General features: G+C 36.5%; 19 protein-coding genes. 3 read left to right on the forward strand and 16 right to left on the reverse strand.

Annotated features, from left to right (window positions below; all coding sequences use genetic code 11):
• Positions 1-49: 49 nt before the first annotated feature.
• Positions 50-622, reverse strand: coding sequence for an SMC-Scp complex subunit ScpB (gene scpB, locus MKY90_RS20645; protein WP_002128944.1), 573 nt, complete (start codon positions 620-622; stop codon positions 50-52).
• A 156-nt stretch (positions 623-778) separates the two neighbouring features.
• Positions 779-1,522 carry a segregation/condensation protein A gene (locus MKY90_RS20650; RefSeq protein ID WP_002143025.1) on the reverse strand — a complete coding sequence of 248 codons (744 nt, stop codon included), beginning with the start codon at positions 1,520-1,522 and terminating at the stop codon, positions 779-781.
• A gap of 169 nt (positions 1,523-1,691) precedes the next feature.
• On the opposite strand from MKY90_RS20650, the gene MKY90_RS20655 reads away from it, so the two are divergent.
• The gene (locus tag MKY90_RS20655) at positions 1,692-1,787 is read left to right on the forward strand and encodes a YjcZ family sporulation protein (RefSeq protein WP_000510194.1); all 96 of its coding nucleotides are present in this window, start codon (positions 1,692-1,694) and stop codon (positions 1,785-1,787) included.
• 99 nt (positions 1,788-1,886) lie between these two features.
• A complete protein-coding gene (locus MKY90_RS20660) occupies positions 1,887-2,405 on the forward strand; it encodes a DUF309 domain-containing protein (protein ID WP_063218952.1) in 519 nt (172 codons plus the stop codon).
• 20 nt (positions 2,406-2,425) lie between these two features.
• Here MKY90_RS20660 and ribT read toward each other — a convergent pair whose 3' ends face one another.
• Both ribT and MKY90_RS20670 read right to left on the reverse strand, forming a co-directional pair.
• A complete protein-coding gene (ribT, locus tag MKY90_RS20665) occupies positions 2,426-2,794 on the reverse strand; it encodes a GNAT family N-acetyltransferase RibT (protein ID WP_000908403.1) in 369 nt (122 codons plus the stop codon).
• 484 nt (positions 2,795-3,278) lie between these two features.
• Positions 3,279-3,716, reverse strand: coding sequence for a peptidylprolyl isomerase (locus tag MKY90_RS20670; RefSeq protein ID WP_000853785.1), 438 nt, complete (start codon positions 3,714-3,716; stop codon positions 3,279-3,281).
• 187 nt (positions 3,717-3,903) lie between these two features.
• Between MKY90_RS20670 and MKY90_RS20675 the strand changes: the two genes are divergently transcribed.
• Positions 3,904-4,770 carry a DUF1002 domain-containing protein gene (locus MKY90_RS20675; protein ID WP_002143030.1) on the forward strand — a complete coding sequence of 289 codons (867 nt, stop codon included), beginning with the start codon at positions 3,904-3,906 and terminating at the stop codon, positions 4,768-4,770.
• A gap of 31 nt (positions 4,771-4,801) precedes the next feature.
• On the opposite strand, the gene MKY90_RS20680 is transcribed toward MKY90_RS20675, so the two are convergent.
• The 12 genes from MKY90_RS20680 to spoIIAA all read right to left on the reverse strand — a co-directional run bounded on the left by MKY90_RS20680 (position 4,802) and on the right by spoIIAA (position 12,556).
• A complete protein-coding gene (locus MKY90_RS20680) occupies positions 4,802-5,605 on the reverse strand; it encodes a Cof-type HAD-IIB family hydrolase (RefSeq protein WP_141506897.1) in 804 nt (267 codons plus the stop codon).
• Between the two features lie 95 nt (positions 5,606-5,700).
• Complete coding sequence (gene spoVAF, locus MKY90_RS20685) at positions 5,701-7,173, reverse strand: spore germination protein SpoVAF (RefSeq protein WP_002143032.1); 1,473 nt, start codon at positions 7,171-7,173, stop codon at positions 5,701-5,703.
• Positions 7,160-7,729: a stage V sporulation protein AE gene (locus MKY90_RS20690; protein WP_002088445.1), complete on the reverse strand. Its 570-nt coding sequence runs from the start codon at positions 7,727-7,729 to the stop codon at positions 7,160-7,162. Before MKY90_RS20690 ends, spoVAF begins: the two co-directional genes overlap by 14 nt.
• A gap of 5 nt (positions 7,730-7,734) precedes the next feature.
• Positions 7,735-8,085: a stage V sporulation protein AE gene (spoVAE, locus tag MKY90_RS20695; RefSeq protein WP_002014916.1), complete on the reverse strand. Its 351-nt coding sequence runs from the start codon at positions 8,083-8,085 to the stop codon at positions 7,735-7,737.
• A gap of 3 nt (positions 8,086-8,088) precedes the next feature.
• Positions 8,089-9,105: a stage V sporulation protein AD gene (spoVAD, locus tag MKY90_RS20700; RefSeq protein WP_002165116.1), complete on the reverse strand. Its 1,017-nt coding sequence runs from the start codon at positions 9,103-9,105 to the stop codon at positions 8,089-8,091.
• Positions 9,106-9,118: 13 nt separating this feature from the next.
• Positions 9,119-9,577, reverse strand: a complete 459-nt coding sequence (spoVAC, locus tag MKY90_RS20705) for a stage V sporulation protein AC (RefSeq protein ID WP_002128953.1) — start codon at positions 9,575-9,577, stop codon at positions 9,119-9,121.
• A 12-nt stretch (positions 9,578-9,589) separates the two neighbouring features.
• On the reverse strand, positions 9,590-10,006 hold the full coding sequence (gene spoVAB / locus MKY90_RS20710; protein WP_000568664.1) for a stage V sporulation protein SpoVAB: 417 nt from the start codon (positions 10,004-10,006) through the stop codon (positions 9,590-9,592).
• The gene (locus tag MKY90_RS20715) at positions 9,999-10,619 is read right to left on the reverse strand and encodes a stage V sporulation protein AA (RefSeq protein ID WP_063218951.1); all 621 of its coding nucleotides are present in this window, start codon (positions 10,617-10,619) and stop codon (positions 9,999-10,001) included. Before MKY90_RS20715 ends, spoVAB begins: the two co-directional genes overlap by 8 nt.
• A gap of 118 nt (positions 10,620-10,737) precedes the next feature.
• Positions 10,738-10,836: a methionine/alanine import family NSS transporter small subunit gene (locus MKY90_RS20720; RefSeq protein ID WP_000016829.1), complete on the reverse strand. Its 99-nt coding sequence runs from the start codon at positions 10,834-10,836 to the stop codon at positions 10,738-10,740.
• Between the two features lie 157 nt (positions 10,837-10,993).
• On the reverse strand, positions 10,994-11,752 hold the full coding sequence (sigF, locus tag MKY90_RS20725) for an RNA polymerase sporulation sigma factor SigF (RefSeq protein ID WP_002014922.1): 759 nt from the start codon (positions 11,750-11,752) through the stop codon (positions 10,994-10,996).
• Positions 11,753-11,764: 12 nt separating this feature from the next.
• Complete coding sequence (gene spoIIAB / locus MKY90_RS20730) at positions 11,765-12,205, reverse strand: anti-sigma F factor (protein ID WP_001243400.1); 441 nt, start codon at positions 12,203-12,205, stop codon at positions 11,765-11,767.
• Positions 12,206-12,556, reverse strand: coding sequence for an anti-sigma F factor antagonist (gene spoIIAA, locus MKY90_RS20735; RefSeq protein ID WP_201064446.1), 351 nt, complete (start codon positions 12,554-12,556; stop codon positions 12,206-12,208). It abuts the gene before it with no gap.
• Positions 12,557-12,605: the final 49 nt, after the last annotated feature.

The following is a 12,605-nucleotide window of genomic DNA, read 5'->3' on the forward strand; positions in this document are numbered from 1 at the left end:
CACGCTCTGTAATTGATATACAAAAAAAGCTTAGCAAAATGCTAAGCTTTTATTTTGATAATTCCTGTAAAGAACCAAAGAATAAATCTGCTTCATTCATTTGTTCATTTTCTTCCGAAAGAGGTGGTAAATCATCTAATGTTTTCAATCCAAACGTATCTAGAAATTCTTTCGTCGTTCCGTATAAAATAGGGCGCCCTGGTCCTTCCGCTCTTCCCGTTTCTTTTATAAGTAAGTGTGAAACTAACGTTTGTAATGCCTTATCCGTTTTCACACCTCTAATCTCTTCCATTTCTGTCCTTGTAATCGGTTGACGGTACGCAACGATTGCCAACGTTTCAAGAGCTGCTTGAGAAAGTGAAGCCGCGGTTGGAGTATCTATTAATTTTTGATAGTACGAAGCATGTTCTTTCTTTGTTGCAAAACGATACACTTTTGCATATTGTACAATTTGCAAACCGCGATTCGATCCTTCGCATTCTTTTTGCATTTCCTCTATACTGTTTATTACTTCTTCCACTTCAACTTCCAGAACTTTAGCTATCTGTTCCGGATAAATCCCTTCGTCACCTGCAACAAATAAAAGCCCTTCAATAATCGATTTTTGTTCTTTTCTATCCATTTTACGAACTCCTTCCTCCTATTTCCCATAAAAAACACACATAAAAAAACCGAATCACAGTAAATGCGTTCGGTTCAATATTTCTTCTCTCGTTCCAAACGATACATTAAAACCTAACATGAGATAAAATATTTCTATCCCATCTTCACATCAACTCTATACGGATTTATTAGAGCTTGATACGAAAATTTCATCAAAATTATGTTCCTGCTCAATTATGATTTGTTGATTTTTCATTAGCTCAAGAACCGCTAAAAATGTTACAACCATTATTTCACGTTCTTCATCAGCAAACAAATCATAAAAGCTTTGACGACCGCCTCTTACTTCTAACTGTTGTAGAATATCAGTCATTCGCTGTGCAATTGGTATTTCTTGGCGAGTAATTCGCGTTGTTACGGGGGTTTTTGCTTTTTTACGACGCATTAGCTTTTGAAATGCCGCTAACATATCATATAACGTAACATCAAGAGGTAAGCTTGTCTCCTCTTCTTGTTGAAATGATGTAAAATCAATTGGCGGACGTGTATATAGCTGTGCTCTTTCTTGTTCTCTTTCTTTTAACTCAGTAGCAACTTGCTTATATTTCTTATATTCAATTAACCTCTCCATCAATTCTTGACGAGGATCATCTATAAAGTCTTCACCGTTATCAGGTACATCTTCTTCTTGTTTCGGTAACAACATTTTACTTTTAATTTGTAATAACGTTGCAGCCATTACTAAATACTCACTGGCAACATCTAATTGTAATTCTTTCATCGTATGGACATAAGATAGATATTGCTCTGTAATTTTCGCTACAGGAATATTATATATATCAATTTCGTAACGATTTATTAAGTGTAACAATAGATCTAAAGGCCCTTCAAAAGCCTCTACTTTAAAATTATACTGCACAAAGCATCCCACCACATTTTTTCTATAACACCATAAGTATAGAGCATACTCATGTTCTATCCAACCTTTTTAAGAAATTTAATTAAAAATAGACCTATGCCCATGTCATAATGCCCACCGCTTCATATGATAACAATGTAGTAAGAACAATGTAGGAGGTCAAAAAACTATGGGTCACGTTGATTGCGGTTTTAGCGGTGGGTTCGCATTACTTGTTGTACTGTTCATTTTACTAATCATTGTAGGAGCAGCTTGCTTCTGCTAATAGGACGCAATAAAGCGACTAGGGATATTTCCCTAGTCGCTTATTGTTAATATTTCTATGATAAACTGTACATATAACCGTTAGACAGGAGCGAATAAAATGTATCCTACCGAGTACGTACAATTTTTAATTCATTTTCACGGAGACTATGATTATTTTGAATGTCATGAAATATTAGAAGAATATTGGAAATTAAAACCTAGAGGAGAACGTGACAATTACTTAGTCGGCCTCATTCAAATTGCTGTTTCCTCATACCATCATAGACGATCCAATTGGAATGGTGCAGAGAAGATGATAAAAAGCGCAATAACAATTTTAGAAAAGAGCAGCGCGCAATTACATCAATTCGGAATAGATCATAAACAACTTACATTCTTATTAAATGAAAGATTACAATCTATCCACAAAAAGGAAAATTTCGCCCCGTTATTTTTACCATTATTAGACGTATCGTTAGAAAAACAATGCATACAGTTATGTAAGAAACAAAACCTCTCTTGGAAAGATGCGAACGTCATTCCTGGTGAATACATCATAAATAAGCACACATTGCGTGATCGAACAGAAGTCATTTCTGAACGACACGAACAACTACAAAAAAGAAAGCAGAGATAATAAACTACTTATCCCTGCTTTCATGAATGTATATTTTGTTCAAGCTCTTTACACTTTTTGCAAAAACTTGCTGTTTGCTCATTTCCGCAAATTGTAAACTCAAGAAATTTACTCTTAAGCTCTTGAACCATCTTCGTCCCAATCCCCATATGACGGTGAGACGGATTCACGCTCAAATGCTGAATTTCCAATACCTGATCTTCTTTTTTTATAATCCCCATTATCCCAACAAAATCTTCATTTTGTTTCCACAAATACAATTGCCAATCCTCTTTCGCCTCATACTCTTTCATTGTCAATTGTAATGTTTTCACATCTTTTTCAGTTGGCATAAATGAAAGAAGCCCCATTGCAATTTTTTCATAACTTTTTTTAAAACGAATTAACATAACCCTTATCCCTTCTTACAAAAGTTACAAACTATTTATCCCCTCAATCACTCTTTTCATATCACATTCATTCTACAATATTTTTACCAGAGTGAGAAGGGGCTGAAACAACTTGATAATCATACAAAGCGTTAAGAAGAAAGTCAAATATATGTTTCCACGCTATTTCTTTCTATTACACCGCTCAAAAAAGAGACAATACTATATAGGAACTAAAAGGAAAATCCCTTTCTCATCACATTTCACTTATTAACCACTTTTGAACAAAGTAGTTCTACTAAAAGCAATATGTTAAGAGAAATACATTTATTGAAGCATATAATTCGTACTCCATCCTATGTATTTTGTTAAAAGTGTGTTCTCATGAACAATATAATTTAACGTTAGTAGCCATCCTATTTGTGTCATATACTTTAAAATATATACCAACCCTGTTTATAGGAAATAAAAAAAGAGAGCAAAATCGCTCTCCTTTTCTCGTAACTTATTCTTCCCAAACTTTAACTTCTTTCATTACATCGCCTTGACGCATGTTTAATACTGTTTCAATACCGCTTGTTGCTTTACCGAATACAGTATGTACGCCATCTAAATGCGGTTGTGGCTCATGAACAACAAAGAATTGGCTACCACCTGTATTACGGCCAGCATGTGCCATAGAAAGTGAGCCAACAAGATGTCTATGAGGATTTCCATCAGTTTCACATGGGATAGAGTAACCTGGGCCACCTGCTCCTGTGCCTGTTGGGTCTCCACCTTGGCTTACGAAGCCAGGAATAACGCGGTGGAATGTCACACCATCATAAAATCCTTGCTCTGCTAATTTTTTAAAGTTTTCTACTGTTTTTGGTGCCTCTTCTGGGAAAAATTCTAAATCGATTTTTTCGCCATTTTCCATTAATATGTATCCTAAAGTTTTCATATGTATATGTCTCCTTTCAACTATCTCAGCACTATATTACCATATTCATGACTAGAAACAAAAAGAATCCGACAATCTGCATACTTCTTTTTTGAAATGTGGAAGAAGCTAGGTGACAAATAAGAAAAATATACTATAATAACTGTGTTGCCCGAAAATTTAAGAAAGAGAAAGGGAGCGATTTTTCGTGAAAACGAAATTACTAGCTCTGCTATTAGCTGTAGCCGTATTTATTATGCCAACAGCTTCATTTGCAGACATCATTGAGGGAGAATCAATTGTTACACTAGGAGAAAACTTATCTGAACAACAGAAACAAGATCTTTTGAAAGAAATGAAAGCACCAAAAGATGCACAAATTATTACTGTATCTAATGCGGAAGAACATAAATTTCTAGAGGGCATCGTTCCAAAAGCGCAAATTGGTACGAGAGCTATTTCCTCTTCTATGATTACATACACAAAACCAGGGTCAGGTCTCATTGTACGCTCAAAAAACATTAATTCGATAACAGATGCAATGTACACAAATGCACTTATTACAGCAGGTGTGAAAGATGCAGAGATTCAAATTACTGCACCATTTAAAGTTTCAGGAACTGCTGCTTTAACAGGTTTAATGAAGGCCTATGAAACAACATCAAACAAAGCCATTCCTGAAGAAGTAAAAAAAGTAGCCAATGAAGAAATGGTACAAACAGCCCAGCTTGGTGATAAAATCGGCGAAGAAAAAGCAGTTCAACTTGTTGCAAAAATTAAAGAAGAAATTGCAAAAGAACAGCCCAAAACCACTGAAGATTTACGTTCATTAATTAAAAAAATTGCTGATCAACTTGGCATTACATTAACAGATGAACAGTTGGATAACTTAGTATCGTTATTTGATAAAATGAAAAATCTTAATATCGATTGGAACCAAGTTGGTAGCCAATTAGAGAAAGCAAAAGACCATGTGTCTGCCTTCTTAGGATCTGATGAAGGGCAAAGTTTCCTAGATAAAGTAAAAGATTTCTTCTCTAGTATCATTGATTTCGTTAAATCTTTATTCAAGTAAAAAAGAAGCTCGCCAATGACGAGCTTCTTTTTTATACAAGTAACGGTAATTTCATAATAGCTTCTTCAACCGAACGGACAACATGATTTGCTTTCTCCTTCACATACGGATGAGCATGATGGAGGGTGAAGGAGTGCGGGGTTACTTCAAACATAGAAATATCATTGAAAGAATCTCCAATACATGCAACTTCATTTGCTTCAATTTGTAAATGTTCCATTAATCGCTTCAGAGCGCTTCCTTTACTTACACCCCTTGGCATAATGTCAACATATCGCTTACCCGATATAAAGACTTCCGCTTCGCTATGAAATGTATCTCTCAACTCTTGATCTAATGCTACAATTTTTTCTTCTTCGCCAAAAACAAATAATTTCGCAGGATGTACAGTCTTCCCAAATTCCTCTTCTAACTCTTCGATTTCCGCAATATGCACTCCCATATACTCTTCAAAAGTATGGTGATGTTCATTCTTCCTTTTTGTATATCGCTGCTCATTTGCACAAACAATATCTGCTAGTCCCTTTTTATGTATATATCGATATATTTCCTGGGCAACCCCATCTTCAAAACTCGATTCATGAAATACTTTTCCATCCGGTAGTATCATTGTCGCTCCATTTAAACTAGTTGTGTAATACGAGAACGAAAACCTTTTTACCGCCTCATCAATTCGGTGAGTAAAACGGCCAGAGGCAAAACAAATATTTGTCCCGTTTTCAGCTAGCCAACAAAGCGCTCGTTCATCTTCTTTTTGCATATCATTCATATTGTAAACGAGTGTATCATCTAAATCACTTACAAATAGTTTAATCATGTCCTCTTCCCCTTCCATACACAATATCTACTCTAATTGTACAAAAAAAATGTTTGATTTTTGTTAAAAAAACAATAAATTTTCAATAAAAAATAAGCGGAGCATACTCCCGCTTATTTTTGTCTTCGCACATTTTGAGGTCTTACAATACTTGGACGAACCTTTAAACTAGACATAGTTGGACGAAGTAAAATTTTCGTTAACGCGCCCCAATCAAACGGTAAAAACGGCCATAAATAAGGTGTTTGCAAGCTTTTTATAGATGTTAAAAATAGAATCAATATCGTCATTCCAATGACAAATCCCATTTCATGAAATATGCCTGTTAAAATAATGACAAACAATTTTCCAATCTTATTCCCAAGCCCTAACTCATAACTTGGCGTAGCGTATGCTCCAATCATAGAAACTGCTACGTACAAAATAACTTCTGGTACAAACAAACCTACATCAATTGCAATTTGACCAATTAATATGGCAGAAATTAATCCTGCTGCCGACGACAATGATGTCGGTGTATGAATGGCAGCCATTCTTAAAAATTCGAGTCCGACTTCCGCCATCAAAATTTGTAATAAAATCGGTAAATGCGTCATCTTATTTGGTCCAATGAAAGCAAGACTTTCCGGTAAAAGAGTCGGATCAAAAACAAAAACTAGCCAAAATGGCAGTAAGAATAGCGAAAATATAACACCTAAAAAACGTACCCAACGTAAAAATGTACCTACAGCTGGATTTTGTCTAAACTCTTCTGCATGCTGTAAATGGTGAAAATATGTTGTTGGAGTGATCATAGCACTTGGTGATGTATCAACGAGTACTAACACATGTCCTTCTAACAGATGATTTGCTGCTACATCTGGTCTCTCTGTGTATCGGATAAGCGGGAATGGATTATAACCTTGTTTCACTACAAATTCTTCTACCGTTTTATCCGCCATCGTAATCCCATCTACTTCAATATTATTTAATTCTTGTTTTATAATCTTCACTAAATCCGGATTTGCAACATCTTGTACATATGTAATACAAATATCCGTTTGCGATCTATCCCCTACTCGAATCATTTCATTTCGAAGACGTGGATCGCGTATTCTTCTACGAATTAACGCTGTATTTACAACGATATTTTCAACAAATCCATCCCTTGCACCACGCACTACCTTTTCTGTATCTGGTTCTGTCGGTGTCCGGCCCGGATAACTACGAACATCTATTGCGAACGCTTCAGTTTCACCTTCCACAAATATAACAATGAGTCCTGATAATACTTGGAGCATTACATCATCCATCGTTTTTACTTTACTTACTTGTTGATGAATTAAACGATTCTCTAAAAGCTTTACTGTATCTTCTTCTACATCCCTTATTTCATTTGTATCCACCGCTTCTTCTAAAATAGGGATAATATAATTCGTATCACAAAGTCCATTTACAAATAACACACCAATTTCTTTATTTAAAATTTTAAATTTACGAATACCAACATCGTATGTAACACCAAGTCCAACTGTTTGCTTTAAATAATTTTCATTATCACTTAAAAAAGATGAAATCGGGATATTCACTTTTTTAGGCTTCGTCATAAAAGCCACTCCTTTCCAAAATTAATTGAATCGCTTTTCTAGTAATAGGTGATCCTCTCTCCCATTCATCATTTCCGCACATCTTGCCAATATCACCGACCCCCACTATGACAGGAACATTCAGACCATCTAAACAATAAATCGTATCCCCACTAATCCTGCCAATTTCACCATCTGGGAGTCCAAATTTATCAACGCCATATTCTGTCAAATTCCCATTCCGATCTACACTTACATCTACACGCGCCCATTCCCAATGATGTGTATTAGATGCTACTGCTAAAATACCGAGTACATCAACTTGTTTATGTGTTGCGACATACTTTAACGCCTTTTCACCAGATCCTTCTCCTATAAATCCGCTGTCATCAAACATGACAAATACAGGGTCATATGGCGTTTGCATAATAAGCTCAACAACTTTCTTCCCTGTCAATTTGGTCGGATTACTTTGCGATGCTGAAATACACCTCCCCCCAAATTCCTTTGTTAACAGCTCAATTGTCCGCTTTGCATATTCATCTCCATCTGTGACCAAAACAACCCTTCGTCTCATTTGATTTATCCTTTCGGTTTACATATAAGTGCAACAAAAAATGAAAATAATATCGCTGCTGAAATCCCCGCAGACGTTAAGCTAAACATACCGATTCCAATTCCTAAATATCCATGTTTTTCTGCCGCATGCATTGCCCCGTGCAATAGTGAGTGTCCAAAACTTGTAATAGGGACTGTTGCCCCAGCACCTGCAAATTTTATAAGCTTATCGTACAATCCGAATCCGTCTAAAATAGCTCCGGCGACTACAAAAGTTGCCATTAAATGTGCCGGTGTTAACTTTGCGAAATCTAGCAACACTTGTCCAATTACACAAATAGCTCCTCCTACAAGAAATGCATATATAAAATCCACAATTCACTCTCCTTTAACGCTTTCAAACACAACACCATGCGCAATTGTTGGAATCGTTTCCTTCTGTTGTATCATCATGGGGCTTAATAGAGCTCCAGTTGCAACGACAAAAATTCTTTGTAAATTCCCTTTTTGCATTTCACGCAATAAATGGCCGTATGTTACAACAGCTGAACAAGCACAACCACTGCCCCCTGCAAACACTTCTTCTTGATTTGAATTGTAAATCATTAATCCACAATCATTGTATACATTCCCCAAATCATACCCTTCCTCAAGTAAAAGTTGTTTCGCAATTGGTGTCCCAACAGCCGATAAATCACCAGTAACAATAAGATCATAATCAGCTGCACTTCTTCTCAAATCTTCAAAATGTTGTTGAATTGTATGAGCAGCAGCTGGTGCCATCGCTGATCCCATATCTAAAGGATTAGCAATTCCTAAATCTTGCACTTTACCAATTGTTGCTGCTGTTATTTTAATTGCACTCTCCTCATTGCTAATTAATATTGACCCTGCTCCGGTAACAGTTGAGTTTGCTGTCCCTGGCTTTTGTCCTCCATATTCTGTTGGGGAACGAAATTGTCTTTCAGCCGTCGCATTATGACTACTTACTGTAGCTAAAATACGATTCGCAAATCCACCATCTATAAAAGCTGATCCAATCGCCAAAGTTTCCATTGACGTCGCACAAGCGCTGAACATCCCTAAAAAAGGAATACCATACTCACGAGCAACATAATTTGCTGTCACTGTTTGGTTTAATAAATCTCCCGCTAAAAAGAAATCAATTTGCGATTTTTTTATATTCCCTTTTTGCATCGCTTGTTGAATTGAGTCTGACATTAATCTTCGTTCAGCAAGTTCCCAGTTTTCCTCTCCGCAATGTAAGTCAGAATATGAAATATCAAAATCCTTTCCAAGAGGGCCTTCAGCTTCTTTCGGACCGACAGCAGTACCAGTTGCATTCACGAAGATATCATTTTGAAATACCCACGTTTGTTTTCCTGTCAATCTCATACCCAACCCTCCTTTAAGACATTAAAATTTGAAATGTATATCTTATTAACCCGATAATGTATGCACCGACGACTCCAAATACAATGACACTTCCTGCAAGCTTAAACATGTTAGTAGCGATTCCTAGAACAATCCCTTCACTCCTATGTTCTAGTGCGGCACTCGCCATAGAATTCGCAAATCCAGTAACTGGTACTGCTGATCCTGCTCCAGAAAACTGCCCGATTTTATCATATACACCACACCCTGTTAAAATCGCTGATAGTAAAACAAGAGTTGCAACTGTAGGGTTTCCTGCCTCTTTCTCACTAAAATGAAAGTAATGTATATAAAATTTCATCAACACTTCTCCAACCGTACAAATGAGTCCACCAACAAGAAATGCCTTCACACAATTTATGAAATAGTTCGGTTTTGGATGGTACTCCTTCACTTTATTTATGTAATCGTCCTTCAATTTTCGCCCTGCCATATATATTGCCTCCTACTTTACGAAATAAATCCAGTGAAACAATGAGCCTATTACTTTTCCAAGTACAAGAGCAACGAGTAAAACAACAATTTTCCCCTCTACCCCGACTCGTTTCGCTAAAATAGGTAAAACATTTAACACTTCCGTTAACGCCGCAGCAAGCATTCCAATGAATGTGCCACAAAATAACCCTAATATTACAAGCCAATATTGCGATGTTTGAAATGTAATGTTTTTCAAACTGCACCAAGCCCCAGTTAAAGTACCCGCAATGACAGCCCACTCAAAATATTGAATATGCTTTCCACTTCTCGTTAATTGAGCTAAGCGCGGGATAATACCGAGAACAGCTAAAAAGGCAACATATCCGCTACCTACTGCAATCCCGCCAGCTAAACCAATTAATATAACAAACCCACATTCAATCATCGGCAAGTTGTTTCGTGTTATCCTTGTTTTCATTAACAATTACATATTGATCAAGCGACTGCTGATATTGAAACATCTCAACTTCTAACGGACTAGGCTCTTCATTAATTCGCTTTTGAAATACATGATTAAAAAATAAAACCATACCTAATCCAAGACCTACTGAATATGGGACTTGAAATAATAGTGGTTGCTCCTTAAACTCTCCAGTAATCATGTAATATAACCGTTGATGTACTTGTTGCATACTTACATCCTCATGGAAATAAATTATTGCAAGGGCCGCTCCAATGAAAAGTAACAACCATACAAGTCCGAAGAAAATTGGGGGTACTTTCTTTTTTTCATATATAATTTCAACAAGAGTTTGTCCAGAACCCAGTAAATTAATTTGTACATGAGATGCTTTTTGTTGAATAATCTCAATTACTTTCATGACATCAATTACAACATGCGTCTTATCATGCGCTGTTATTTTGTAGACTATCTCATTTTGTAACGACTCAACTACAAAAGAGTCTCCGGCAAGTTGAGCAACATCGCTCAGCTTTACTTCATACGTAGGAGACACTTTTAAGCGATTGCGCATTTTAATATAAATCGTTTGTTCCAATTTTCATTCACCCCTTCACTCTTCCTCGTAGTTGTAGTATGGTTATTGGAATTTTTTCTAATACAATTTTTTCATAAAAAAAAACATCTGTACCATTTCGGTACAGATGTTTTTTAGTTTATGCCTTTTTCTTAAATAAATTTGCAATACTTAATGCAAGTCCTCCCCAAATGACTACCATACCTATAACCATCATCATAATCGCTGATCCACTCATCATGAAACACCTCGGTCCTTCCATTCTTTTTCAAGCTGGACAGAGTCTGAATGTATTTGTGCATTCCATTTTTTCAGACCAATAACTAACGCGACTAGAAGGAATGCTGCCGCTATCGACCAACCATACGTTACAACAAAAAAAATCGAATAGATAGCTATTCATCTATTCGATCTTTCATCTGTTTTAATATTTTCTTTTCAAGTCTTGAAACTTGTACTTGCGAAATGCCTATGCGCTCCGCTACTTCTGATTGGGTTTGGTCTTTATAATAGCGCAAATACACAATTAGCCTTTCTCGTTCATCCAATTCTCTAATTGCTTCTTTTAAAGCAATTTTATCAAACCATTTCGTTTCCGATTGATCTGCAATTTGATCTAAAATAGTAATTGGATCTCCGTCGTTTTCATACACAGTTTCATGTATCGACGAAGGAGCACGACTCGCTTCTTGCGCCAGAACAACTTCTTCCGGCGTTAGTTCAAGAGCCTGTGCTACCTCATTAATCGTTGGAGCCCTTCCAAATTCTTTCGAAAGCTCGTCTCTCATCTTTCGGACTTTGTTTCCTGTTTCTTTTAAAGATCTACTTACTTTCACTGATCCATCGTCACGTAAAAATCGTTGTATTTCACCGATAATCATTGGAACTGCATATGTTGAAAATTTCACGTCGAAAGATAAATCAAATTTATCTACCGATTTTAAGAGTCCAATACATCCAATTTGAAATAAATCGTCTGGTTCGTATCCTCGATTAAGAAATCGCTGTACAACCGACCATACGAGACGCATATTACTTTGAACGATTGTATCTCTCGCTTGTTGATCTCCATCTTGACTTTTTTGAATTAACGCTTTTAGCTCGTGGTCCTTTAACTGAGGTTTCTTCTTCTCATTTCTGACCTCTATGTCCATTGGCTATTCTCCTTAATTGCATAGAGCGTTACTATTTGATAAGTATTTTGTCAAATGGATTGTTGTCCCGAAAGATTCGTTTGAAATAACTTCTACTTCATCCATAAAATTTTCCATGATAGTAAATCCCATTCCGGAACGCTCTAATTCAGGTTTAGTTGTAAAAAGGGGTTGTCTTGCTTCATCTAAGTTAAAGATACCAATCCCTTCATCTCGAATCGTGAGTTTCACCATCGCTTCTTCCAAAATCACTGAAATATAAACAACACCTTCTGCATTTCCTTCATACCCATGAATAATTGCATTTGTAACCGCTTCTGACACAACTGTTTTAATCTCTGTTAGTTCTTCCATCGTCGGGTCTAATTGCGCAATAAAAGCAGCTACCGTAACACGAGCGAATGATTCATTCTGACTTAACGCTGAAAATTGAAGGTTCATTTCATTTCTCATCTACGCCACCCCCAACGTCGCGAGCGCATGCGCTTCACTTTCTTCTAAACGAACAATTTTGAATAGACCTGACATTTCAAATAAACGTTTAACGGACGGTGAAATTGCACAGACAACCATCTCTCCACCTAATCCCTTTACATGTTTATATCGGCCTAATATAACGCCTAAACCAGAACTATCCATAAATGTTAAGTTCTCTAGGCTCAAAATAATATGATGAACACCATGTGTCTCAATCATATCTGTGACTTTCGTTCGCAACTCTTCAGCAGTATGATGATCTAACTCGCCCTCTAGCCTCACACATAAGACGTCACGTTTTACTTCTAAATGCATGGAAAGACTCACACGATTTCCTCCTTATGCTCAAACTTTACTCATTAACATAAGATTTTCG

The sequence above is a fragment of the Bacillus sp. FSL P2-0099 genome (assembly GCF_038007445.1).
GTDB classification, from domain to species: Bacteria; Bacillota; Bacilli; order Bacillales; family Bacillaceae_G; genus Bacillus_A; species Bacillus_A mycoides.

Bases quoted from the DNA above. Each gene is read 5' to 3' on its own strand.
- MKY90_RS20655 (WP_000510194.1), top strand. From the start codon at position 1,692: ATGGGTCACGTTGATTGCGGTTTTAGCGGTGGGTTCGCATTACTTGTT.
- MKY90_RS20680 (WP_141506897.1), bottom strand. From the start codon at position 5,605: ATGGAAGGGGAAGAGGACATGATTAAACTATTTGTAAGTGATTTAGAT.
- ribT (WP_000908403.1), bottom strand. From the start codon at position 2,794: ATGTTAATTCGTTTTAAAAAAAGTTATGAAAAAATTGCAATGGGGCTT.
- spoVAB (WP_000568664.1), bottom strand. From the start codon at position 10,006: ATGATTGAATGTGGGTTTGTTATATTAATTGGTTTAGCTGGCGGGATT.
- scpB (WP_002128944.1), bottom strand. From the start codon at position 622: ATGGATAGAAAAGAACAAAAATCGATTATTGAAGGGCTTTTATTTGTT.
- spoVAD (WP_002165116.1), bottom strand. From the start codon at position 9,105: ATGAGATTGACAGGAAAACAAACGTGGGTATTTCAAAATGATATCTTC.
- MKY90_RS20690 (WP_002088445.1), bottom strand. From the start codon at position 7,729: ATGAGACGAAGGGTTGTTTTGGTCACAGATGGAGATGAATATGCAAAG.
- MKY90_RS20670 (WP_000853785.1), bottom strand. From the start codon at position 3,716: ATGAAAACTTTAGGATACATATTAATGGAAAATGGCGAAAAAATCGAT.
- MKY90_RS20720 (WP_000016829.1), bottom strand. From the start codon at position 10,836: ATGAGTGGATCAGCGATTATGATGATGGTTATAGGTATGGTAGTCATT.
- sigF (WP_002014922.1), bottom strand. From the start codon at position 11,752: ATGGACATAGAGGTCAGAAATGAGAAGAAGAAACCTCAGTTAAAGGAC.
- spoVAC (WP_002128953.1), bottom strand. From the start codon at position 9,577: ATGGCAGGGCGAAAATTGAAGGACGATTACATAAATAAAGTGAAGGAG.
- spoIIAB (WP_001243400.1), bottom strand. From the start codon at position 12,205: ATGAGAAATGAAATGAACCTTCAATTTTCAGCGTTAAGTCAGAATGAA.
- MKY90_RS20660 (WP_063218952.1), top strand. From the start codon at position 1,887: ATGTATCCTACCGAGTACGTACAATTTTTAATTCATTTTCACGGAGAC.
- spoVAF (WP_002143032.1), bottom strand. From the start codon at position 7,173: ATGACGAAGCCTAAAAAAGTGAATATCCCGATTTCATCTTTTTTAAGT.